Source organism: Chryseobacterium lactis (genome assembly GCF_003815875.1).
Lineage (GTDB): Bacteria > Bacteroidota > Bacteroidia > Flavobacteriales > Weeksellaceae > Chryseobacterium > Chryseobacterium lactis.
This window is the reverse complement of the sequence record NZ_CP033924.1, coordinates 1,338,029-1,361,570: the sequence shown is the minus strand read 5'-3', so window position 1 is coordinate 1,361,570 and position 23,542 is coordinate 1,338,029. Positions and strand designations below refer to the sequence as shown.

24 protein-coding genes and 2 tRNA genes are annotated in these 23,542 nt (G+C 36.2%); 15 read left to right on the top strand and 11 right to left on the bottom strand.

Annotated elements, in window-relative coordinates; all coding sequences use genetic code 11:
- From EG342_RS05795 to EG342_RS05765, 7 genes are all read left to right on the top strand, one after another.
- Nucleotides 1-867 (top strand): NAD kinase, encoded by an 867-nt coding sequence (locus EG342_RS05795; RefSeq protein ID WP_103288809.1) that lies wholly within the window; start codon nucleotides 1-3, stop codon nucleotides 865-867.
- Nucleotides 868-937: 70 nt separating this feature from the next.
- Nucleotides 938-2,008 (top strand): class II fructose-bisphosphate aldolase, encoded by a 1,071-nt coding sequence (fbaA, locus tag EG342_RS05790; protein WP_103288808.1) that lies wholly within the window; start codon nucleotides 938-940, stop codon nucleotides 2,006-2,008.
- Nucleotides 2,009-2,098: 90 nt separating this feature from the next.
- A complete protein-coding gene (accD, locus tag EG342_RS05785) occupies nucleotides 2,099-2,953 on the top strand; it encodes an acetyl-CoA carboxylase, carboxyltransferase subunit beta (protein ID WP_103288807.1) in 855 nt (284 codons plus the stop codon).
- A gap of 54 nt (nucleotides 2,954-3,007) precedes the next feature.
- Complete coding sequence (locus EG342_RS05780; RefSeq protein ID WP_103288806.1) at nucleotides 3,008-3,517, top strand: DUF6973 domain-containing protein; 510 nt, start codon at nucleotides 3,008-3,010, stop codon at nucleotides 3,515-3,517.
- A 249-nt stretch (nucleotides 3,518-3,766) separates the two neighbouring features.
- Entirely contained in the window at nucleotides 3,767-5,170 is a 1,404-nt protein-coding gene (locus EG342_RS05775; RefSeq protein ID WP_103288805.1) for a nucleoside recognition domain-containing protein, read from the top strand.
- Nucleotides 5,171-5,225: 55 nt separating this feature from the next.
- Nucleotides 5,226-5,591: a four helix bundle protein gene (locus EG342_RS05770; protein ID WP_103288804.1), complete on the top strand. Its 366-nt coding sequence runs from the start codon at nucleotides 5,226-5,228 to the stop codon at nucleotides 5,589-5,591.
- A gap of 93 nt (nucleotides 5,592-5,684) precedes the next feature.
- Nucleotides 5,685-6,077 carry a hypothetical protein gene (locus tag EG342_RS05765; RefSeq protein ID WP_103288803.1) on the top strand — a complete coding sequence of 131 codons (393 nt, stop codon included), beginning with the start codon at nucleotides 5,685-5,687 and terminating at the stop codon, nucleotides 6,075-6,077.
- Nucleotides 6,078-6,091: 14 nt separating this feature from the next.
- Here the strand turns inward: EG342_RS05765 and EG342_RS05760 are convergent, their stop codons facing one another.
- The 4 genes from EG342_RS05760 to EG342_RS05745 form a co-directional block, all read right to left on the bottom strand.
- Nucleotides 6,092-6,976: an energy transducer TonB gene (locus EG342_RS05760; RefSeq protein WP_103288802.1), complete on the bottom strand. Its 885-nt coding sequence runs from the start codon at nucleotides 6,974-6,976 to the stop codon at nucleotides 6,092-6,094.
- A 36-nt stretch (nucleotides 6,977-7,012) separates the two neighbouring features.
- A complete protein-coding gene (locus EG342_RS05755) occupies nucleotides 7,013-7,411 on the bottom strand; it encodes an ExbD/TolR family protein (RefSeq protein ID WP_103288801.1) in 399 nt (132 codons plus the stop codon).
- Between the two features lie 95 nt (nucleotides 7,412-7,506).
- Complete coding sequence (locus EG342_RS05750) at nucleotides 7,507-8,211, bottom strand: MotA/TolQ/ExbB proton channel family protein (protein ID WP_103288800.1); 705 nt, start codon at nucleotides 8,209-8,211, stop codon at nucleotides 7,507-7,509.
- A gap of 173 nt (nucleotides 8,212-8,384) precedes the next feature.
- Nucleotides 8,385-8,846, bottom strand: a complete 462-nt coding sequence (locus EG342_RS05745; RefSeq protein WP_103288799.1) for a hypothetical protein — start codon at nucleotides 8,844-8,846, stop codon at nucleotides 8,385-8,387.
- Nucleotides 8,847-9,015: 169 nt separating this feature from the next.
- Between EG342_RS05745 and EG342_RS05740 the strand changes: the two genes are divergently transcribed.
- Nucleotides 9,016-10,812, top strand: coding sequence for a DUF885 domain-containing protein (locus EG342_RS05740; protein WP_103288798.1), 1,797 nt, complete (start codon nucleotides 9,016-9,018; stop codon nucleotides 10,810-10,812).
- 82 nt (nucleotides 10,813-10,894) lie between these two features.
- The gene (locus EG342_RS05735) at nucleotides 10,895-11,341 is read left to right on the top strand and encodes a DinB family protein (protein WP_103288797.1); all 447 of its coding nucleotides are present in this window, start codon (nucleotides 10,895-10,897) and stop codon (nucleotides 11,339-11,341) included.
- 44 nt (nucleotides 11,342-11,385) lie between these two features.
- Here the strand turns inward: EG342_RS05735 and EG342_RS05730 are convergent, their stop codons facing one another.
- On the bottom strand, nucleotides 11,386-12,003 hold the full coding sequence (locus EG342_RS05730) for an endonuclease III domain-containing protein (RefSeq protein WP_103288796.1): 618 nt from the start codon (nucleotides 12,001-12,003) through the stop codon (nucleotides 11,386-11,388).
- Nucleotides 12,004-12,036: 33 nt separating this feature from the next.
- Here EG342_RS05730 and bcp point away from each other — a divergent pair, with 33 nt between their 5' ends.
- Nucleotides 12,037-12,486, top strand: coding sequence for a thioredoxin-dependent thiol peroxidase (gene bcp / locus EG342_RS05725; protein ID WP_103288795.1), 450 nt, complete (start codon nucleotides 12,037-12,039; stop codon nucleotides 12,484-12,486).
- 161 nt (nucleotides 12,487-12,647) lie between these two features.
- Nucleotides 12,648-14,558, top strand: coding sequence for a T9SS type A sorting domain-containing protein (locus EG342_RS05720; protein ID WP_103288794.1), 1,911 nt, complete (start codon nucleotides 12,648-12,650; stop codon nucleotides 14,556-14,558).
- Between the two features lie 83 nt (nucleotides 14,559-14,641).
- On the opposite strand, the gene EG342_RS05715 is transcribed toward EG342_RS05720, so the two are convergent.
- Genes EG342_RS05715 through EG342_RS05695 form a run of 5 tightly spaced genes read right to left on the bottom strand, consistent with a single transcriptional unit; the run spans nucleotide 14,642 to nucleotide 18,844 of the window.
- Nucleotides 14,642-15,175 (bottom strand): GNAT family N-acetyltransferase, encoded by a 534-nt coding sequence (locus EG342_RS05715; protein WP_103288793.1) that lies wholly within the window; start codon nucleotides 15,173-15,175, stop codon nucleotides 14,642-14,644.
- Nucleotides 15,144-15,809 (bottom strand): hypothetical protein, encoded by a 666-nt coding sequence (locus EG342_RS05710; protein ID WP_103288792.1) that lies wholly within the window; start codon nucleotides 15,807-15,809, stop codon nucleotides 15,144-15,146. Before EG342_RS05710 ends, EG342_RS05715 begins: the two co-directional genes overlap by 32 nt.
- A 32-nt stretch (nucleotides 15,810-15,841) precedes the next feature.
- On the bottom strand, nucleotides 15,842-16,924 hold the full coding sequence (locus EG342_RS05705; protein ID WP_246008739.1) for a mannose-1-phosphate guanylyltransferase: 1,083 nt from the start codon (nucleotides 16,922-16,924) through the stop codon (nucleotides 15,842-15,844).
- A gap of 2 nt (nucleotides 16,925-16,926) precedes the next feature.
- Nucleotides 16,927-17,517, bottom strand: a complete 591-nt coding sequence (locus EG342_RS05700) for a SprT-like domain-containing protein (protein ID WP_103288791.1) — start codon at nucleotides 17,515-17,517, stop codon at nucleotides 16,927-16,929.
- A gap of 1 nt (nucleotide 17,518) precedes the next feature.
- Entirely contained in the window at nucleotides 17,519-18,844 is a 1,326-nt protein-coding gene (locus tag EG342_RS05695; RefSeq protein WP_103288790.1) for a TolC family protein, read from the bottom strand.
- A gap of 187 nt (nucleotides 18,845-19,031) precedes the next feature.
- On the opposite strand from EG342_RS05695, the gene EG342_RS05690 reads away from it, so the two are divergent.
- The 4 genes from EG342_RS05690 to EG342_RS05675 all read left to right on the top strand — a co-directional run bounded on the left by EG342_RS05690 (nucleotide 19,032) and on the right by EG342_RS05675 (nucleotide 21,997).
- A complete protein-coding gene (locus EG342_RS05690; protein ID WP_103289289.1) occupies nucleotides 19,032-20,276 on the top strand; it encodes a bifunctional folylpolyglutamate synthase/dihydrofolate synthase in 1,245 nt (414 codons plus the stop codon).
- Nucleotides 20,277-20,318: 42 nt separating this feature from the next.
- Nucleotides 20,319-20,393, top strand: a tRNA-Val gene (locus tag EG342_RS05685).
- Between the two features lie 34 nt (nucleotides 20,394-20,427).
- Nucleotides 20,428-20,502: transfer RNA gene (locus EG342_RS05680), tRNA-Val, on the top strand.
- Nucleotides 20,503-20,803: 301 nt separating this feature from the next.
- Nucleotides 20,804-21,997: a site-specific integrase gene (locus EG342_RS05675; protein ID WP_317126840.1), complete on the top strand. Its 1,194-nt coding sequence runs from the start codon at nucleotides 20,804-20,806 to the stop codon at nucleotides 21,995-21,997.
- A 9-nt stretch (nucleotides 21,998-22,006) separates the two neighbouring features.
- Here the strand turns inward: EG342_RS05675 and EG342_RS05670 are convergent, their stop codons facing one another.
- The gene (locus tag EG342_RS05670) at nucleotides 22,007-23,437 is read right to left on the bottom strand and encodes a hypothetical protein (RefSeq protein WP_103288788.1); all 1,431 of its coding nucleotides are present in this window, start codon (nucleotides 23,435-23,437) and stop codon (nucleotides 22,007-22,009) included.
- Nucleotides 23,438-23,542 lie beyond the last annotated feature (105 nt).

The following is a 23,542-nucleotide window of genomic DNA, read 5'->3' as shown; positions in this document are numbered from 1 at the left end:
ATGAAGGCAGCCATATATTCTCAGAAAAAAGATCTTGATACTTTTTTATATTTAAGCAAGTTTATCTCTGAGCTTGAAAGCAGAGGCGTAAAATCTGTTTTGTATGATGAAATGGCTGAAGCACTTCAGTTTTCAAAGATTTTCGAAACCTTTAACAGTAAGCAGGATCTTGTGGATAAAGAAGTGGATTTGTTTTTCACTTTTGGGGGCGACGGAACCATTGTAAATTCTCTAACCTTTATTGAAGATCTTGAAATTCCTGTAGTAGGTGTAAACACCGGTAGACTAGGATTCCTGGCCTTTTTCACCAAAGAAGAAGCTTTCAAGGAACTGGATTCAATATTAAAAGGAGATGTAAAAACAAGCCGCCGTTCAGTCATAGAAGTTGTCTCTCCAAAACTGGAAGGGTCTTTTCCTTATGCATTGAATGATGTTACGGTTTCCAGAAAAGAAACCACATCAATGATCACTGTTGATTCTTACATCAATGATGAATTTTTAAATGTATTCTGGGGAGATGGAGTAATTATCTCTACACCAACCGGATCTACAGCCTACTCTTTAAGCTGTGGCGGACCTATCATCTCACCTAATAACGAAAACTTCGTCATCACTCCAATCGCTCCGCATAATCTGAATGTGAGGCCGCTGGTTGTGAATGACAAAGTAGAAATAAAATTCCGTGTAGAAAGCCGGGTACCACAATACTCCCTTTCATTAGATTCAAGATTGATACACATCGAAACAGACAAGGAAATCATTATCAAAAAGGCTGCTTTCCAGCTTCTTCTGGTACAGCCTAATAATTTAAGTTTCTACGAAACCATCCGTCAGAAGCTGCTTTGGGGTAAAGACAAAAGAAATTAGGCATTCCTCAAAAATGATTACCTTTACACGAAATTAAAACACCTAATAAATTTATAATAAAAAGTAAAACATGAGCAGAATTTTTCCGGCAGGAGTTGCCACAGGTCAGTTAGTTACTGATATTTTTCAGTATGCTAAAGAAAACAAATTTGCATTACCTGCAGTAAACGTAATTGGATCAAGCAACATAAACGCTACGATGGAAACTGCAGCGAAATTAAATTCTCCTGTAATTATCCAGTTTTCAAATGGTGGAGCTGCTTTCAATGCAGGGAAAGGATTAAGCAATGACGGACAGAAGTCTGCAATCTTAGGAGCAATTGCCGGAGCGAAGCACATTCATACTCTTGCAGAAGCTTACGGAGCAACAGTAATCTTACACACAGACCACTGTGCAAAGAAATTACTTCCTTGGATCGACGGATTAATGGATGCTAACGAAGAATTCTTCAAGCAAACAGGAAAATCTCTTTACTCTTCTCACATGTTAGACCTTTCTGAAGAGCCTTTAGAAGAAAACATCGAAATTTCTGCTAAATATTTTGAAAGAATGGCTAAACTTCAGATGACTCTTGAAGTAGAAATCGGAGTGACTGGTGGTGAAGAAGATGGTGTTGACAATTCAGATGTAGATAATTCTAAACTATATACTCAGCCTGAAGACGTAGCGTATACTTATGAAAAATTAAGAGCTATCTCTGACAACTTTACTATTGCTGCTGCTTTTGGTAACGTTCACGGAGTTTATAAGCCAGGAAACGTAGTACTTACTCCGAAAATCCTTGACAATTCTCAGAAATACGTTCAGGAGAAATTCGGAACTGCTGCTAAGCCGGTTAATTTTGTATTCCACGGTGGTTCAGGATCTACTTTAGAAGAGATCCGAGAAGCAATCGATTACGGAGTAATCAAAATGAATATCGATACTGACCTTCAGTTTGCCTATACAGAAGGCGTTAGAGACTACATGGTAAACAATATCGACTATTTAAGAGCTCAGATCGGAAACCCTGAAGGAGAAGAAAAACCAAACAAAAAATTCTATGACCCAAGAGTTTGGGTAAGAAAAGGTGAGGATACTTTCTCTTCAAGATTGGTGAAAGCATTTGAAGATTTAAATAACGTAAATACTTTAAAATAAGAACTGTACATTTGTACCAATGTAAAAAGTATTCATGAGAATGCATTTACATTGGTACATTTTACATTTATACATTAATACTCATAAAAAATGGCATTCGACTGGTTTAAAAGAAAAGCAAAAAACATTACCACCTCTACTGATGAAAAAAAGGACGTTCCCAAAGGCCTATGGCATCAGACTCCATCAGGAAAAGTTGTGGAACATGATGAACTAAAGAGGAATAATTACGTTTCTCCTGAAGATGGATTTCATGTAAGAATAGGAAGTGCGGAATTTTTTGACATCCTTTTTGACGGCGGTAAATTTACCGAACTGGATGCCAATGTTGAAAGTATCGATATCTTAAACTTCAAAGATACAAAGCCTTATAAAGACCGTTTAAAAGAAGTAAAAGCAAAAACAAAACTTACCGATTCCATCAGAAATGCGGTAGGAACTGTAAAAGGAACTGAAATGGTAGTTTCTTGTATGGACTTTGCTTTTATCGGAGGATCTTTAGGTTCCGTAATGGGAGAGAAAATCAGAAGAGCTATAGATTACTGTATTGAGCACAAACTTCCGTACATGATCATTTGTCAGTCCGGAGGAGCAAGAATGCAGGAGGCAACCTATTCTTTGATGCAGTTGGCTAAAGTACAAGCTAAGCTTGCTCAGCTTTCAGAAGCGGGACTTCTATACATCGCTTACCTTTGTGACCCTACTTTTGGAGGAATTACAGCATCTTTCGCGATGACCGCTGATATCATTATGGCTGAACCGGGAGCATTGATCGGTTTCGCAGGACCTAGAGTAATCCGTGAAACAATCGGTAGAGACTTACCGGAAGGATTCCAGACTTCAGAATTCTTACAGGAAAAAGGATTTGTAGATTTCATCGTAAAAAGAACTGAAATTCAGGATACTGTTGCAAAAACGGTTAATTTATTAGCTGTAAAGGCATAAGATTTGTAACAAAAACAATACAATCTCTCTCTAATTGGGGAGAGATTTTTATTTATGAGGACCTTTAAGATATTTTTCAATACCATCAGGAGTATGAGTTTTAAAAAGATTATCCGTCTTTTGTCACTTGTTCTCCCCCATCCTCTTTTTGCTATATTGAGCTTTCATGCCACTTTAAAGGCGTATACTATTGCACAGAAAAAATTCCCGAAGACCGCATCCACCAATGGCATCGGAAATGCCTTCAGACATGCACTCTGGTGTTGTTTCATTATGATGTATTGCTGTAAAATCTCTTCTCCTAAAAAGGCTCTAGAATTCTGCAAAAGAATGACCGATATGCATGAGGAACTGTTTCCCAATCAGCCTTTAGAAACCAAAATGGATCTTCACAACAACAAAATCGGCATGGATTTCTTCATGGAACTCCTTCCCGGAATTCATCGCCAGTTTTTTGAGAAAAACTTTTTCATTGATGAATTGGTTAAAAAAATGGATGATGCGAAGGTTTTGAGAAATCTGGATGATAATTTTGAAGGACATCTTGTCTACCTCGAAGAGTAAATACCTCTTTATTTCAACTACAAAATTCACAAAAGAATTAAACACTTAAGTTTTTATAAAATAGATAAAATGCTGCTGAGAAGAACACTTAAGCTTTTTAAAAATCTTTGATTTTCATCTTATGTGAACTTTTTATGTTGCATTATTTTAAACGTACTCAAGTGGACTAAAGTGTTTTAAAAATAAAATCTTTTGTGACTTTTGTGGTTTGAAGTATTTTTGATAAGTTTAAACAATTAAATCAATCAGATGGTTCTTAGCAGAATTTGGTCGGCTTTTATTATTATTGCCATTGCCATTGCCAGTATAAAATATATTTCATCAAGCAACTACAAAACCATTTTCAACGATATGGTAGTAGGAAAAGGCGGTGATACAGTGAAGATTACATCCCAGCCTATAGCAGCCCTTTCTCCTGTTGTGAAAGATAATCTGATGAAAAAAAACGATTTTGCAGACAGCAGAATCCATTATAAAACAGATTCTTTAAAACAAGAGGTACAGATTTATCGTGTTCAGGAAACTGATGGGGTTATTGGAACCTCAGAAACCGCAGTAAAAATTTGCCTTGGACTTATTGGAATCATGACTCTATTCATGGGTTTTATGAGCATCGCAGAAAAAGCAGGAGGTATCAATCTCTTAAGCCGTCTGATCCAGCCATTTTTCTCCAAATTATTTCCGGAAATCCCGAAAAACCATCCTGCATTCGGGCATATGCTGATGAATTTCAGTGCGAACCTCCTTGGTTTGGATAATGCGGCCACTCCTTTTGGTTTAAAAGCTATGGAAAGCCTCCAGACCCTAAATCCCAATAAAGATACTGCCAGCAATTCACAGATTATGTTCCTCTGTCTACATGCCGGAGGACTGACACTTATACCCGTTTCTATCATTGCAATCAGAGCTTCTGCAGGCTCAAAAAATCCTACAGATATCTTCCTATACTGTATGATCGCCACGTTTGCAGCTACTTTAGCAGCTATGATCATCGTTTCTTTATATCAGAAAATCAATTTATTAAAACCAGCCGTTCTTATTTACATAGGCGGAGTTTCATTAATTATTGGTCTTCTTGTATGGTATCTTACAGGACTTAGCAAAAGTGAACTGGATATTTTCAGCCAGGTCTTAAGTAACGCGCTTATTCTTTTTATTTTCTTAGCAATTGTACTTGGAGCTCTTTATAAAAAAATCAACGTTTTTGATGCTTTTATTGAAGGGGCAAAAGAAGGTTTCACTACCTGTGTAAAGATCATCCCTTATCTGGTGGGAATGCTCATTGCTATTTCACTATTAAGAACTTCAGGTGTTTTTGATGTGGTAATTGACGGGATGAAATGGGTAGCGAATATCGCAAACCTTGACCCTCGATTTGTTGACGGACTTCCAACAGCTTTAATCAAACCTTTATCCGGTTCAGGAGCAAGAGGAATGATGGTAGATACGATGTCTACATTTGGCCCGGACAGCTTCCAGGGTAAATTGGCAGCGGTTCTTCAGGGAAGCTCAGATACGACATTTTATGTGATTGCCGTGTATTTTGGTGCCGTAGCCGTAAAGAATACGAGATATACCGTAATTGCAATGCTTCTGGCGGATCTGGTTGGTATTATTACTTCCATTGCGTTGGCATATTTGTTTTTTGCCTAATTAAAGTTGCTGGTTGGCAGTTACTAGTTATTTTTATTGTTAAAATATTTATATTATGAGCTACGAAAAACTTGATGTTTATAACATTGCCTTTGAGTTGTTTATAGAAACTCACCAACTTTCGCTTCAATTACCCAAATATGAACTATATGAACTGGGCAGTCAATTGAGACGTTCTGCAGATTCCGTTGTTACTAATATTGTGGAAGGCTATGGGAGAAAAATTTACAAAGGAGATTTTATCAAATTCCTGACTTATTCTCAAGCCAGCTGTGACGAAACAGTGTGTCACCTTTCAAAGATCACAAGGCTCTACCCCCAAATAAATTCAGGGTTTAAAGAAAAATCAGAACAATATAAACTCTTAGGAGGAAAAATAAATAATTTTATAAAATACGTCCAATTAAACTGGCGTACATAACTAACCCACTAGCAACTAGCAACTAGCAACTAGCAACTAGCAACTAGCAACTAGCAACTAGCAACTAGCAACTAGCAACAAAATTATCCCGTTATGATTACAGATAAAGAATTCACTCTCAGACTTATTCGCCAATTAACCCAGGCATTGGAAAAACTCATTTTAGACAAACCTGAAGAAAGTTTAATGCAAAAAGAACTGGATTTTGACACCTTAATGAGAGATATTTTCAAAATGAATTTCACAGAAATTTCTTCCAAAACCAAAGAAGAAATAATAGAGATTGTCAACGAGAGACAAGAAAGGGACCACAAAGATTATTACGAAATGTTGGGTAATCTTTTTTACTTCAAGAACAGAGAGGCTCAGGATAAAGATTTTCAGGATAAAGCAAAGACTTTTTATGAGCTTTACCTCCAGACAAGTGGAATCTTCGCCTTACCGATAATCAACAGAATAAATGAATTAAAAAAAGCACTTGAATAAAGTGCTTTTATATTTTAGAAGGTAATTTTATAAGTTCCGGTAGAGGATGTAGCAGCTTTTTCTGCCTTCACATACTTCTTAACCCACGTTACAGATGTGGATGATACACAAGGATCCGAAACTCCTCCGGATCGTCTTGCAGAAACTACATTTCCGGCTTTGTCTACCGTATAAGCAATTGTAATCGATCCGCTTGCTGTACAACTGTGAGATGGTTGTGATCCTCCTCTTCCCATGGTTCCCGGAATATAGCCTACCAATTTTCGATCTATTCCTACTTTACTGTCTCCGTTTCCATCTCCGCCTAAAGGATCTCCTGCATTCCCGATTCCGTCTCCTGTTCCCTGGCTTCCCGCTTTTGTTCCTCTACCTCTTATCAGATTTCCAATAGCGGCATTTCCTTTTCCGTCACCATTTCCTGTTTTAGCATTTGCTGTGGCGGCTCCGGATTTTTTATTGGTTTTTGAAGCACTGGTACTTGTAGCTTCTTTTTTCTCAGCTTTTTTAGATTCTTCCTTTTTAGGAACTGTATTTTTCTTGCTGTTTCCGGTAATAACCTTTTCCTTGGCTTCAACTTTCTTTGGTTCCGGCGCAGGTTCCGGTTTTACTACCGTTTTAGTTTCCGGAACAGGGGTTTCTGCAGGCTCCGGAGTTACTTCTTCAGTAGCTGCAGCTAAGCTTCCCGGCTGTTCTGCGGGTTCTTCAACACCATTTCCATTTCTGTTGTCACCGAAGTTTACCAGCATCGTTGTCACCGTTTCCGGATCCTTATCCAGTTCGGGTTTTAATTTATATAAAAAAACAAAAAGCAAAATGGCAGCCCAGATAAGAATAGAAAGCAAAGCGCTTTTTACTCTATCTTTATTTTCTTCATTTCTATTTGCTGTATAGCTTCTCATCTTACAATAATGATTCTTTCCGGAAAAACCGGATTGTTATTTATCTTTTACCGTTGCAATTGCAATGTTAAATTTATGTTTTTCAGCAATTTCCATCACAAAAACAACATCTTTATGCAATGTATTTTCGTCAGCCCTGATGGTAAAAGACTTATTGGTCTGACTGGTTAATTTATCTACAATAATTTGCTCCAGTTCTCCTTTATTCACGGGGTTATCATCCACGAAAAAAGATCCGTCAGGCTTGATACTTACTGTCAGAGGATTAGGAATATTATCTTCTGTAGTTCCGGCCTTTGGCAGATTCACGTCTATTGCACTCTGATTGGCGGCAGAAGACGTTATCATAAAGAAGATCAGCATCAACAGGATAACATCTGTCATCGCTGCTAAACTGAATTCCGGATTTGCTTTATTTCTTCTCTGAATTTTCATCTGTTTATTCTAATATTTATTAATGGTCAGATGGAATCGCTTACTTAAATACTTCCTTATAAGAACATTCCTGACAGCGATTTCATAAGAAAGATTTATAAAGGTTTGTTGATAAGATCTAAAAATTCTCCTGACATATTTTGTGCTTTCAATACAAATCTATCAATTCTTGTTAACAGAATATTGTAGCAGAAGTTTGCAGGAATAGCTACCGCAAGACCTACAGCCGTTTGTCCAAGGGCAGTATAAATACCTTCAGAAAGGGTCTTTGGTGAGAAAGATCCTGTTGCATGAGACAAGTTGAAGAAAGCGATAATCATCCCGATAACCGTACCTAAAAGTCCTAACATCGGGGCAATACTTGGTACTACCGCTAAAAGGTTAAGATTCTTTTCCATATTGGCAACTTCTACCTGAGCCTGAGCTTCCATCGCACTTACAATATCCGAAACAGGGCGTCCCAATCTTGAGATTCCTTTTTCAAGAATTCTACCTTCCGGAGAATTTTGTGTTTTGCAATAATCTGAAGCAGCCTCTATTTTTCCGGCTTTGATAAAGTCCTCAATATTGTTCATAAAATTGGAATCTGTCTTTGAAGTCAGTCTTCTAATAAAGAAAAATCTTTCAAAAAACAGATACAGAGAAAACACTCCCAATAGTAAAACCGTGGCCATCACTATTTTAGCGAAGGCACCTCCATGGAACATGATCTTCCAAAATGAGAACTCTAAATTGTCTGTAGCAACTGCGGGTGTAGCGATTTGTGCAAATAAAATCTGAGAAAGTTCCGTTAACAGCATTAAATGTGAATTTTATTAAAGTTTCAACGACAAATGTAGTGGAATATTATGAATTGATATCTTAAAAATTGCTTAAAAACAACTTAAATTTTGTTAGAATTTACAAATAGCAAATTTCTTTCCAAAAGAAATTTTGAAAAGAAATTTGTTATAAAAAATGAAGCAGACGGCTGTTAATCTTCGCCTACGTCAATATCATCCTGGCTGAATTCACATTTTAACCTAAAAGGAATCGGTGTATCGGACCCGGTATAAAAATCATCAATGGTTCCCTTCCAAATGACCTGAAGCTCGCCCTCTTCATTTTTCTCAAAAAGAAGCTCGTTATCATAGATGTAGGCATCTTCGTCATCGAAAAGATCTACCTCTGTGTAATTTTCCTCATCAGAGTCATTGATTTTTATTGTTATTCCTTCTATTTCCGCCGATTCGATCGGGAAATCGAAAACTTCAAGTGAAAGCTGCGGAAACTTGTACTGTAAAGAATCATCGTCTACGTGATCCAAACTGTCATCCGTTATAATTTCAACCTCTAAAAAGTGTTGCTGGTTGCTGTAAACTGCCTTACAATAAGTATTTCTGATATTGTATTTTAGCGTTTCCTCCGGATGGTAAATTTTTAAAATCCCTTTCATTTTTTCTTAAAAAAGAACTGTAATAATATGATTGTTAAATGTTTTGGACAAAGATAAAAAATTGATTCAAAGTTAAAAGGATTTTGAAAATTATTTTTTTAAAATCAGGTAAGTCAATGGGCCTGAATCTCCTAATAATACCTATTTTTGTTTCATAAAGATTCTGAAAATGAAAAATATTGTATCAAAAAGTATTTTAGGACTGGGATTGATGCTTGCTCTTGCTTCTTGCAGGAAGTCGGACTCTCCTCTTACCAAAGTAACCCCCAGTAATCTGGATTCTATTGCTGCTAATTATTATGAGCAGTACCTTAAATTATACCCTTTAGATGCTACTTCTCAGGGAGATACCCGATACAATGATCAACTCCCCATTAATATCGACAAAGATTTTATTTCAGGAGAAGTTGCCTTTTATAATTCGGTGCAGAAACAGCTGGATCACGTAGATTACAAAACTCTTTCTGATGAAGATAAGGTAGTATATGATGTGCTTGATTATACCTTAAAAGATAAAATAGAAGCCTATGCCTATCATCCGGAATATATTCCTTTCACGCAATTTGGAGGTCTTCCTTTAAATTTCCCATTGTATGGAAGCGGACAGGGAAGCCAGCCTTTTAAAACTGAAAAAGATTATAGTGACTGGTTGAAAAGAATGGAAAAATTCCCACAATGGATGGATGCAGCAGCAGAAAACTTCCGTGAGGGAATCAACAATAAAGTCGTTCTTCCTAAGAAACTGGTTATTAAAATGATTCCTCAAATGAAAGCTGAGGAAATCATTACACCGGATATGGAAAAGAATATCTTTTACGGGCCCATTAAAAACTTCCCGAAAAGCTTTACCCAAGCCCAAAAAGATAAATTTTCAGCACTTTATAAAGACGCTATTACCAAAAAGATCATTCCCGCTTATACCAAAATGGGAACCTTTTTAGAAAAAGAATATCTGCCAAAAGGAAGAGATACTGATGGATACAACAGCCTTCCCAATGGAAATGAAATTTACAGCTATTATGTAAAAAGCTGGACAACTACTAAGAAATCTCCGGAGGAAATCAATAAGATTGGGCTCCAGCAGGTTGCCATGCTTCGTACAGAGATGGAAAAAGTGAAGCAACAAGTAGGATTTTCAGGAACCCTGGAAGAGTTTATTACTCATGTAAAAACAGATCCGAAGGCAATGCCTTATAAAACGTCTAAGGATGTTTTGAACGGATTCAACAGTATTTTAACGAAAATCACTCCGAAACTGAAAACGATGTTCAACGTAACACCGAAAACAAAGTTTGAAATCAGGCAGACAGAGAAATTCAGAGAAGCAAGTGCCAGTGCAGAATATATTCCTGGAACTCCGGACGGAAAAAGAGCAGGAATATTTTATGTACCGCTTCCTGATCCTACCAAGTTTAATGTAACTTCAGGAATGGAGTCTCTTTTCCTTCATGAGGCTATTCCGGGGCATCATTATCAGGTTTCTCTGCAACAGGAAAATGAAAAGCTTCCTAAGTTTATGAGATTCGGATGGTTTGGAGCGTATGGTGAAGGATGGGCACATTATTGTGAAACATTAGGCCCTGAATTTGGGTTATATACAGATCCTTACCAGAAAATGGGTTATCTGAGCGACCAGATGCTGAGAGCAGTACGACTTGTGGTAGATACAGGCCTTCACACCGGAAAAATGTCCAGAGAAGAGGCTATCAAATACTTTTTAAGCAACATTTCTTATGATGAAGGAGCTGCTGTAGCAGAAGTAGAAAGATATATGGCAATGCCGGGACAGGCTTTAGGATATAAAATCGGGTCTTTAAGAATCCGTGAATTGAGAGAAAAATACCAAAAAGAACTTGGCAGCAAATTCAATCTGGCAAGCTTCCACGATGAAGTATTGAGCCAGGGATGCCTTCCATTGGATGTTCTGAACAGAAAGATGGAGCTTTGGGCAAAGAAACAGAAATAAATACTAAAAGGCATTGACTTACAATCAGTGCCTTTTTAATTAAGAATATTGTAAAAAGCAAAAATTTAAAACAAAAACTGATATGATCACAGAAAGCCTGAGATCTCTTTACAACAGAGATTTAAACAAACTAAAAACAGAGATAGAAGCTTATCAAAACGAAGAAAATCTTTGGAAAACAGATAAAAACATAGCCAATTCCGCCGGAAATCTATGTCTTCATCTGGTAGGAAACCTCAATCATTTTGTAGGAACACACCTCGGAAATACCGATTATGTAAGACAGCGTGACCTTGAATTCTCACTAAAGGACGTTCCAAAAGCTGAGCTTATAGAAAAAGTGGAGGGAACCATAGAAATGATCGATTCAGTTTTGGGTACGCTATCGGAAGATGATCTGAAAAAAGAATATCCTCTGGTTGTTTTTGAAAGCAAAATGACCACCGATTACTTCCTGATTCATCTGATTGCTCACCTGGATTATCATCTGGGACAGATTAACTATCACAGAAGGTTATTGGATTGTTAAATACCTTCCTTTTAACCATGTCAAGGTTTAAAACCTTGACATGGTTAATCAAACAACATTTTAGTAATAAAATCTTTTTCTCCTTTTCCTCTGGCAGGAGAATATTCTCTTCCGTAGAAAATAATCTGAAGGTGAAGTTTATTCCACACTTCTTCTGGGAAAAGATTCTTCGCGTCACGTTCAGTTTCTACGACATTTTTTCCGGATGTAAGTTTCCATTGGGTCATCAGACGGTGAATGTGTGTATCTACAGGAAAAGCCTGAAATCCAAATCCCTGACTCATTACCACAGAAGCCGTTTTGTGCCCTACTCCGGGCAATGCTTCCAGTTCTTCATAGGTTTGGGGAACAATTCCGTTATGTCTTTCCAATAGGAGCTCTGCCATTCTTTTCAAATTCTTGGCTTTGGTGTTGGATAATCCTATTTCTTTGATCAGTTCTTTGATTTCAAATTCTTCCAGCTTGGCCATTCTTTGTGGAGTTCCTGCTACAGCAAAAAGATCAGGGGTCACCTGATTTACTTTTTTATCTGTGGTCTGGGCTGAAAGTGCTACGGCAACCATTAATGTATATGGATCGGTGTGGTCTAAAGGAATAGGTGTGGTAGGATACAATTTATCCAGTTCTACTTGAACGAGCTCGGCTCTTTGCTTTTTTGTCATTTTACCCTTAAATTTGAACAAAATTAAATCATTATGCTGAAAGTTGGAGACAAATTACCAGAATTTGAAGGAATCAATCAGGATGGAGAAACAATAACTTCATCAAAACTAATCGGAAAGAAGCTTGTCATATTCTTTTATCCACAAGCCAATACTCCAACATGTACGGTGGAGGCCTGCAATTTGAGCGACAATTATTCTAAACTTGAAAAAGCAGGATTTCAGTTGTTGGGAATAAGCGGAGATTCTGTAAAGAAGCAGAAAAATTTTCACAGCAAATTTGCTTTCCCATACGATCTTATTGCTGATGAAAATAAAGGTATCATTGAGAAATTTGGAGTTTGGCAGGAGAAGAAAACTTTTGGTAAAACTTATATGGGAATTGTAAGAACTACCTTTATTTTCGACGAAAAAGGAATCTGTACCAGAGTTATTGAAAAAGTAACTTCCAAAACAGCTGCTGATCAAATACTTGAAGGATAAAACTTCTCTTTTCCTATTAATATTGGGAATTTTTGCACCTGCATAAAGGTCAATCTTATTTCATTTTACAAAATATCCGATTTAAAGTAAATTTTCATGTAAAAACCTTAACGCATTGAATTATTTGTTATATATTTGGTAAAAACCATAATTCAATTCACATGAAAAAAGCTCTACTTTCGGGTCTGGTATTACTAGGCCTTTATGCAAATGCACAGGTTAACGTGACAGCAAGTTCAGGAACAGCAACCGCTACTTACACCACATTGAAAGGTGCCTTTGATGCAATTAATACAGGAGTGCATCAGGGAAATATCAATTTAAGCATTACTGCCAATACCACAGAGACAGCAACGGCAGCTTTAAATGCAGTTACTACATACTCTTCAATTATCATTAAGCCCACCGTTACGGCTACCATTGGTGGAGCTGTTGCATCGGCACCTCTTGTCAACATTCAGGGTTCTAATGTTACGATTGATGGGTCTTCCACTGTTGGAGGAACAACGAAAGATCTTACCATCAGTAATACTGCAGCAACAGGCTCTTCCGTTATTTATATGGGATCTGCAGCAAGTGCGGCTCCACTTACGAATGTGACTATTAAAAATTCGATTCTCCTTAACGGGACCACAGGTTCTACGAACTTAATCATTGCAAACGGATCGACGGTAGCAGGATATTTTAACAATATTACGGTTCAAAATAACGATATCAGAACCGGATTTAATGGTATTTTTGTTCTTGCCAACACCGCTGCCGGAAATGGAAACAACCTTCTAATAACCGGAAATACCGTAACCAATAATATTATTCAAAATGCAATTTATGTTGCAGGAGTAGGCGGAACGTCCACTATTAGTAATAACACTATTGCTATTTCCCGTCCGGATGCAGGTTCTTCAACCACTCCAGCAGGTTCTTTAGGAATTAACTTAGGCGCCGGAACTAACAATGCTACAATCAACGGCAATACAATCAGTGCTAAAAACACTTCAGGCAGTGGCATTAATTATGTATCGGGAATCGCTATTTCACCAGGAACAACCAATGTTTCCACGAATGTTTACAATAATACCATTACAGAAATCAGCGGAGCGCTAACCTATGTAAACAGCAGCGGAGTATATGTGGGAGGTGTAACTCCTAACGTAAAAGTATATTCTAATAAGATGTCCGGTCTTAAAAATACTCTTACAGGAAACTTAATGCAGGCTATTGTGTTAGGCTCTTCATCAACTACAGCTAATACACTGGTTTACAATAACGTTATTTCTGACGTTCTGGCAACAGGCGCAGGACAAGCTGCAGGAATATTTGTTTATTCAGGAGCGGGTTATAAAATTTATAACAATACGGTAAATCTTAATACTTCCAACTCGGAGACAGGAATATCTGCCGCTTTTTATGTAAACTCTACGAATGTAACTGCTGCGGGTGCTTTGGATGTCAGAAACAATATTTTAGCTAATAACAAAACGGGTGGTAGCAGATATTCAATCTATACATCCGGTGCTTCTAATACCATTTTTGGTAATATAAATTATAACGATTATTTTACCACCGGTACTGCATTAGGATTTATCGGATCTGACAAAACGGCATTAACGGATATTCAAACCGGATATGGAGGAAATGTAAATTCTCTTAACATTGCTCCGGTATTTGTAAGTGCAACGGATTTACATTTAGATCCTAGCTCAAATTCAGGCTTAGACAATAAAGGAACCTCTCTTCCGGAAGTTACTACAGACTTCAGTGGAACGTTAAGAGGAGCTGTTCCGGACATGGGCGCTTATGAATTTACAAGTACAGCTTTAGGTGTATCCGATGTGAATGCTAAGGCTAAAGAGCAGATCTCTGTTTACCCTAACCCTTTCAGTGAGGTAATTAAAATTTCAGATGTAAAAGGAATTAAAGCGATCCAAATCAATGATCTTTCCGGAAAAAGCGTGAAAACACTTGCTCCTGCTTCGGAAATCAACTTAAGTGATTTGACTACCGGATTGTATATGATTACCTTCCAGCTTGAAAATGGTACGACAAAAACGCTTAAAATTATTAAAAAATAATCTTTGCCATAAACAATAAAACGGCGGCCAAATGGCCGCCGTTTTTATTTATTGTAAACAATTCAGAAGAACTATTTGAAGTTCTATTCTGTTTCATAGTAGTTCAGTTCTTCATCTTCACCGGGAAGCGTAACATGTTTCTTGAATTTTAATCCCAATTTTTCAATCAATTTTTGAGAAGAAACGTTATCTTTTGAAATAATGGCAGATATTTTTGGCAATCCGAATTCGTCCATCCCTATCGACTTTACTTTTTGTGCAGCTTCATAGGCATATCCCTTTCCTTCAAATTTTTCTAATAAAGAATATCCGATATCAACGATATCAAGCCCTTCCCTTTCAAAAATTCCCACTCCTCCTATTTTATGATTTCCTTCTTTGGTAATCACCAGATAATTTCCGTAACCTAATCTTTCAATCTGTGGAAGAAATCTGTTTTTAATGTAGTTTTCTGCGTCAGTAAGGGAATTTACACCGCGATTACCTATATATTGGATAAATTTTGGGGCGTTATATAACTCAAAAATGAATTCGGCATCCTCCAAAGACATCGGACGGATGATCAATCGCTCGGTTTCGTAGTTTTTATTTGCGTTTGGTTGTTTTTTTAGGCTCATCTTTCTTAGGTTCTTCCTTTTTTTCGATCTTTAAAAGTCTCGGGTTATTAGCACATTTTTTATTGTAAAGCTCAATATAAGTTCCATTGTCTTTCACATTGGTTGTAATTCCTGTAGCTTTATTTATTGTTAAAGTATAATGTGTTTTCTGATAAGGACATTCCTTTGAAGTCAGTTTACCTAAGTCCAGATAATAATTTGACCGATCTTCATGATAATTACCTGCAAGATCTTTAAATTCTTCATCAACGATATAGCCATCTGCCGCCAGTACGATGGCAGCTTCCTGGGCATTATCTATCTTTCCTACGAATTTTTTAAGGGCTTCCACATCAATTACATAATTGATCTTCCCCCCCTGGGAATAAGCTATATAATAAAAACTGTCTTCAGTAGGAAACAGATTGAATCCTGAAAACTGCGGAGTATAGCTTAACTTTCCACCGGAAGTCTTAATTTCCTGACCTTTTCCATAACTATTGTATACCAATACCCATGAATCTACTCTATCATTAGGTTCTATCTGTTGTAAAACATTTGGAATACTGGAAAACTTTTTCTTCTCCTGAGAAAATGCTAAGATCCCTAAAAATAGGAACACAAAAATCGAAAATCGCGTTGTCTTTTTAATCATAGCCTAAATTTCAGCAGAAAATATACCAAATATTACATAAATCTCTCTCCTTTTTTGAAACTTTTCAGATCAAGCACATAATCTTTAATCAGTTGATCATTGTCACGAGGACAAATCAGAAGTGCTTTATCTGTATCTACAATAATATAGTTTTCGAGACCATCAATGATCACTGCCTTATTATTGTTCTTTAAACGGATAATATTTCCTTTTGAATTGTAAGCAAGCAAGTGCTTCAGTTTCACAGCATTTCCGTCATTATCCTTATCTGTATTCTCATAAACCGAAGTCCATGTTCCCAGATCGCTCCATCCCAAATCGGACGGAATTACATATACGTTCTTTGCCTTTTCTAAAATCCCGTTATCAATAGATATTTTCTGAACCTTCGGGTAAATGGTTTCAATACAGCTGTTTTCTTTTTCTGAATTGTATTCACAAGCCATAAAATGCTGCATCATTTCAGGAAGATATAGGTCAAAAGCATGGTGAATACTCTTTACATTCCATACAAATATTCCTGCATTCCAAAGGAAATCTCCACTTTCTAAAAAGCTTTGAGCAATTTCCAGAATCGGTTTTTCGGTAAATGTTTTAACCTTAAAATATTCTGAGCCCTTTTTTTCTACAAACTGAATATATCCATATCCGGTATCGGGTCTTGTAGGAGTGATTCCCAGGGTCACCAGATAGTCATGTTTTGAAGCTACATCAAATGCAAGCTCTACTTTTTCCAAAAATACATCTTCTTTAAGGATAAGATGATCTGCCGGTAAAACGATCATCGTAGCATCCGGATCAATTTCAGCAATTTTGTTGGCCATGTACAGATTACATGCCGCCGTATTTTTCATCAACGGTTCACCGACAATATTCTCTTCAGGAATTTCCGGAAGCTGCTGATGAGAAAGCGCTACATACTCTTTATTTGTGATTACAAATATCTGTTCTTTAGGAATTACCTTACTGATTCTGTCATAAGTTTGCTGAATCATCGTACGGCCAGTCCCTAAAATATCCTGAAACTGTTTTGGAAATTTCTGCGTACTCATTGGCCAGAACCGACTTCCGATTCCTCCCGCCATTATCACACAGTATCTATCTGATTTTAACATTCTTAGCTACATTTTTCTACTCTCGCTAAAGGTTTGAAAGAATACTTCCTTCCAGTAGCCAGGTTCTTACAAAGATAGTTCTTTTTGATCAGACCTTCCAATAAATACTTTTCGTTGCGATATATAAAAAATTCTCCCTTTTCCAGTTCTTCGATAAAACGGAGGTTATCATCCTGTTTTTCAGTGTGAAAATATCTTACCAGATCAGGACTTGCCATGAAATTTGCCTTCGGTGATTTTGAAAAACGAACAATAATTGGCTTTAATTCTTCATCGTAGATCTCAAGGCTTTCTACAAGCATATTTCTAAAGGTTTCCTTCCATTCATTTCCATGCGGAGAGATTCTTCGTCCATATTTTTCAAAGGCGATTAAATGGGCCAGTTCATGAGTCAGCACAAAGAAAAAAAGTTGAGGAGTAAGTGTTGAGTTTACTGTAATTTCATGAGAATTATCCGGAAGTTTTCTGTAATCTCCCAGTTTAGAATTTCTGTTTCGTGTAACTTTTATGTGGATATAGTACTCTGAAAACCAAATTCTTAGATATTTAAGTGTATTTTGAGGTAAATATTTTTCTAACGATTGGATAGACATTTTACAAACTTAATGGAATTCCTGCATAGAAACTCAATAGTTTAAGACTGAAAAGATAATTATATTTCGCCTGCGCTACTGATCCCTGTGCATTTGCATAATTATTTCTGGCAATATTAACATCATAAATGGTTGTTCTCCCTGCAGTGTAGCTTTTATCAGCAAATTCAAGAGCCAATTTTGTACTCTTCTCCGCTTCTACCGCTGCAAGGTAATTTTCATAATTCGCATCGGCATCAAACTGTGCTTTTTGAACATTTTGTCTTACCGTCTGCTTTTGTTGCTCCAAAGTAACTTTCGCCAGGCTTTCATTTATTTTGGATTGCTCTACCTGCAATTTAGTAATTCCTTTGTTGAAAATAGGGACATTCAGAGAAAGCCCTACACTCTGTCCGAAATTATCTTTATATTGTTCAAATAGACCAGGCTGAGTAGTGCCACTGGTTGCTCCATTTAATATGTTATTATAAAAGGAAGAAATTCCTGCACTTGCTGTAAGTGTAGGCCAGAATGCGGTTTTACTCACTTCCGTCTGCGCTTCTGCAGATCTTATCCTGCTTTCTGCAGCTTTAATCTGAGGCTGAATATCATATGCCGTAGCCAATACTTCGTCAGCAGATTGCAACTGTGACTCTAACGCATCGGGAACATTAACATCTTCAACATCAAACCCCTTATAGTCAGGAAGCTGTAAAAGTTGAGCAATAGCAAATAAAGCTCTTCCCACATTCACTTCTGCGGTCTTAAGATTTTGTTTTTCTCTAGCCAAAGCAGCTTCTGCTTCTGCCAAAACAGTTTGGGCAGTAGTTCCCACATCTGTCGTTATTTTTGCCCTGTCAAATTGCTTTTGAGCATTTCCTACCGCACTTTGAGAAATTTTCACAATCTCTTTGTTTAAAAGTGCCGTCAGATATTGCTGAGCGATTTGGAGAGAAATATCATTTTTGATCGTTTCAATATCATATTGGCTTGCCTCTACATCAAATTGAGCTTTTCTAACGTTTTTTTCAAGCCTTCCATTATTGTATATTAAAATGTCAGCTCCCAGATTAGCACTGTTACTGAATCTGTCGTTTCTGATACTTCCTGTTCCTAGTGAAAGTTGCCCAAAGCTGACAGAATTGTTCATTCCTGCTGAAACAGAAGGCAGATATCCTTTTCTGGCAATTTTAAGGCTAGCATCTTGAGACTGTTTGTTATATTGATTTTGGATAACCTGAAGATTATGCTCCACTGCATAGCTTACGCATTCTTTTAAGGACCATTTCTTCTGGGCGTTCAATCCCAAACAGGCTAATCCAAAAACGATAATCCAAACTTTTTTCATATGTATATGTTTATTTGTTTTTTAGTGGTCATATGGAATCGTGTCATCTCATCAGTATTTATACTTGTAAATCACACCGATTTCATATTAAGATTTTTCCTTATTAGACGACTTAAATATAAAAAAGTTACAGTTAAAAAAAATTATTGTTTCATTTTTATAAAACTTTTGAGAATTTTGTATCATGATGACACAAGAACAATATCAGGAAGCCATCGACTGGCTTTTTGTACAAATGCCCAACTATCAGCTGGACGGGCAGAAAGCCTATAAGCCGGGGCTTGATAATATTACTAAGCTTTGCGCTTTCTTTGGAAATCCTCAGGATAAGATAAAGTGCATTCATATTGGCGGAACCAACGGAAAGGGATCTTCAAGCAATATGCTGGCTTCAGTACTTCAGGAAGCAGGTTATAAGGTAGGGTTATACAATTCACCCCATCTGATCGATTTCACAGAACGCATTAAAGTCAACGGAAAGAATTGCCATAAAGAATTCGTTTTTGATTTTATCCAAAAGCTTAAAAACATCCCCGAAGACATCCGCCCTTCATTTTTTGAGTTTACAACGATCATGGCTTTTGAGTATTTCCATCAGCAGCAGGCAGATTTTGCTTTGATTGAAGTTGGATTGGGAGGCAGGCTGGATTCTACCAACATTATTACACCATTAGTTTCGGCTATTACCAATGTTCAACTGGATCATCAAAACATTTTAGGAGACACTATTGAGGAGATTGCTGGAGAAAAGGCAGGAATCATCAAAAAAAACATCCCGATTATTTCTGGAGATGAAAATGAAGTGGTAAAAAATATTATCAAAGAAAAAGCGGCTCAGGAAAACGCTCCTTTTATTGATGCTACCCTACTGCACACCGAATTTATTTCTGATCTCAAAGGAAATTATCAGCAGAAGAACATCCGTGTTGTTTTGGCCATTGTTGAAGAATTAAAAAAGCTTCAGTTTACCATTTCTGAAGAAAATCTGGAAGCAGGCTTACTGAACGTTCACCAAAATACAGGATTTATTGGCCGATGGTTTGAATTTTCAAAAAATCCATTGACGATTTGTGATACAGGACACAACCAGGCAGGTTTGGAATATGTTTTTTCCCAATTGAATTCTATTGACAAGCACAAGCATGTCATTTTGGGATTTGTCAACGACAAAAAAATAGATGAAGTAATGAGTTTACTCCCTGAAAATTCTGAGTTTTATTTTGCAAAACCCTCTGTCAACCGAGGCAGGCACCCGGAAGATTATGAAAACCTACTACAAGAGGCGAAAATTTTTTATAAAATTTTCAATTCTGTACAGGAAGCCTATCTTTCTGCTAAAGAGCGCTGTACAAATGAAGAAATGATTTTTATCGGCGGAAGCAACTTTGTTGTTGGAGATTTTTTAGAAAAAAATTTGGAGATTTCTAAATAAGTCGTATATTTGCACCACTCTAAACAAGAGAACAAGTATAGAGGGCTCTTAGCTCAGTTGGTTCAGAGCATCTGGTTTACACCCAGAGGGTCGGGGGTTCGAATCCCTCAGGGCCCACAAAAAGGATACTGAAGCCTTTTAAAAAATTTCAGGGCTCTTAGCTCAGTTGGTTCAGAGCATCTGGTTTACACCCAGAGGGTCGGGGGTTCGAATCCCTCAGGGCCCACAAAATCTCTCAGGAAACTGGGAGATTTTTTTGTTTTAAAACTTTTCTTCTCTATTCATGGGAGTTTACAGCAATTCTTATTTAAATCCTAAGTTTTTAAATCTCATTATTTTTCAATTTTAAGGCAGAATTTTAGGTTACCATAATTTCTTTCAGGTTACCATATTAAAAATTCATCCTTATTTTTTGTGAATTATCTTATTTAATTTACTTAATATTTCACCTTAATAATCTAAACTCAGGTTACCAATTAAGTTACCAAAAAATTCTCAGGTTACCAACTCAAACCCTCATTAATACTATGAAACTTTCAATACTATTTTTAATCAGAAGAAACAGAATTAACACAAAAGGAGTCTGTGCAATTGAATGTAGAATCACTTTAGACAGCCAAAGAAAACCTTTCTCAACAGGTGTTTTTATAAACCCAAATTCTTGGAATGCTGCAAAGCAAAAGGCATTTCCTCCTAATAAAATAAATAATCAAATCAACACTCAACTAAGCCTGATTAAACAAGACATTAATCAGGCTTTTTTATTCCTACAAGTTCAGGAAAAGGACTTTGATGTAGATGATATTTACAAACAGTACAAAGGAGAAAATATCAAGCAGGATAAATCAATTACTGAAATGTTCCTCCTTCATATCACTAAACAGGAAAAGCTGATAGGTATTTCTACCACTAAAGTATCTGTAGCTAAGTTCTACCAGACACAGGCTCATGTAAAGTCTTTCATAAAGCATCAGTACAAAAAATCTGATTACCTTCTTATAGACATGACTATGGCATTTATTACTGAGTTTGAGTTCTATCTAAAGGCTGAGAAGCAGTTTAAGCAGAACACAGTTCATAAAACTATACAAAGATTCAAACAGATTGTTAAGTTAGCTGTAGGACTGGACTACTTAGCTAAAGACCCTTTCCTACTCTACAAGAACAAGAAACCTAAGAAACAAGTTGTATTCTTATCTAAAGAAGAGTTGGAAGCATTGGAGAAATACCAATTTGCATCTGAAAGATTACAACAAGTTGCTGATATGTTTATTTTCTGTTGTTATACTGGATTAGCATATACAGAGATGTCAAACTTAAAGGCAAATGATATTCAGACAGGCTATGATAGTAATAAGTGGATTCATATTCATAGACAGAAAACTAAGAGAGATTATGACATTCCATTGTTATCTAAAGCTGAAAGTATTTTGAATAAATACAGAACAGAAACTCAGCTTCTCCCTGTTATAACTAATCAGAAGTTCAATTCTTATCTAAAGGAGATAGCTGAGATTGTAGGTATCAATAAGACTCTTACCCATCATATAGCCAGAAAAACCTTTGCTTCCACTATTCTACTTTATAATGATGTACCTATGGAGATAGTATCTGAGCTTTTAGGTCATTCAGAGATTGGAATTACTCAGCAACATTATGCTAAGGTTGTAAAGGAAAAAGTTGGTGAACAGATGAATAGGTTAAATTCTAAATTACAGTAAAAGAGGTGGTTAATCCCACCTCTCTAATTTAAATTTAGGAGATTTTCCTATATACTTTGTAAAAACCTTTGTCATAATATTTTCAACAAAAGTTGTATGTTCCTCTGTTGTTGCAATAGAATCATGAATAGTAAAAAGTGGTATCTCTGGATTTATTCTGTTTATTATTTTACAAGCTTTCTCTAAAATTAATTCAGATTCAAGTCTTTGTAACATAATTGAAAAAGCAGGATGATTTCCTCTACCAGTTTTTATTAACTCAAAAATCTTGTAAACATTTGGAAATGTACTTTTAAAAATCTTTACACAGCTACTGTAAGCAATAGAGGTGTTAGGACTATAAATAGATTCAAAGGTAATCTCTTTGACCTTTTTTCTTAGTCCTTGAAAACTTTCATTTGGTAAAATTTCTTCTTTTTGAAGAATCTCCCCAAACTTCTCATAAAAGTTACCACTCCAAACACAATCAATGAAAATTTTAACATCTTCCTCATCTTTTACCATTTCTATAGTCTTTAATAATGTATCAGACATTTCAGAATTTGGAAAATAAAGAGGACTCTTAATTTTTGACAAGATATCATTTGTATGAATCTTTTCTAAATCAAAAAGAGGAAGGGTCAAAAAAGGCTGTGAATTAACAATATCAATGGAAACAAGAGTCTTGTTATCATATTTAATGTTTTTTCTCAGTTCTTTCTTTAACCTTGTAATAGATGTATGAAGTCTATAACCAGTATTATCTACTCCAAAAACAGTATAATCAGACATTAACTCAAGCAAGGGAACTAATCTGGAATTAAATCTTTCCTGAATATTAGGCAAGCCTAATTCCTCTTCTTCAATTGCTAACTTATTTAGCTCTTCTTTTGCTCCCTCAAAGTTAACTGTAAGTTTTCCATCTTCAAACCACTTCTTCAGAAATGTTAAACCCTCTGTTAAAAGATTATTTTTGTTCTGATTAAGATATAATATACTCTTTATTAATGTCCATTTAGTTATTTCAACTGGAACTAAAACAGAAATATATTCTTTTGAGAATTTTAACCCTCCTGACTTTTTGTCTGGAATAAATTGTTTATCTACTTCAACCAGCCCTTTTTCTGCCAAATAGTCAATATACTTAGAGTAATTGTGAATTCTTCTTTGTAATAATCTTTTATTAACAGGAGTATAACCTGCATTATTATCTAAAACATTATTCTTTCTTGATGGTATAGAGCTTATTAAATGAAGAATATATACAAATTTATCCCTGTCATATTCAAAATCTGGTGGATTTCTAAGCAGTATCTCATCTATGTCAATTTTCATTGGAACATATAAAGTTAAAGAACTTCTTCTCTCATAGCCATTACTAACAAATCCTGCATTCTGATTTGGGCTATAATTATTATTTAAACTGGATATTAATGCAGAGCCAGTTTTTCTATTAAACATAGCCCCATTTCACTAGGGGCTGTCCACTATGGGTGAGTTATCAAACTCATATGCAATGAAATATAAAGGAACTTCCTAAATAAAATCACCTTATAAAAACAAAAA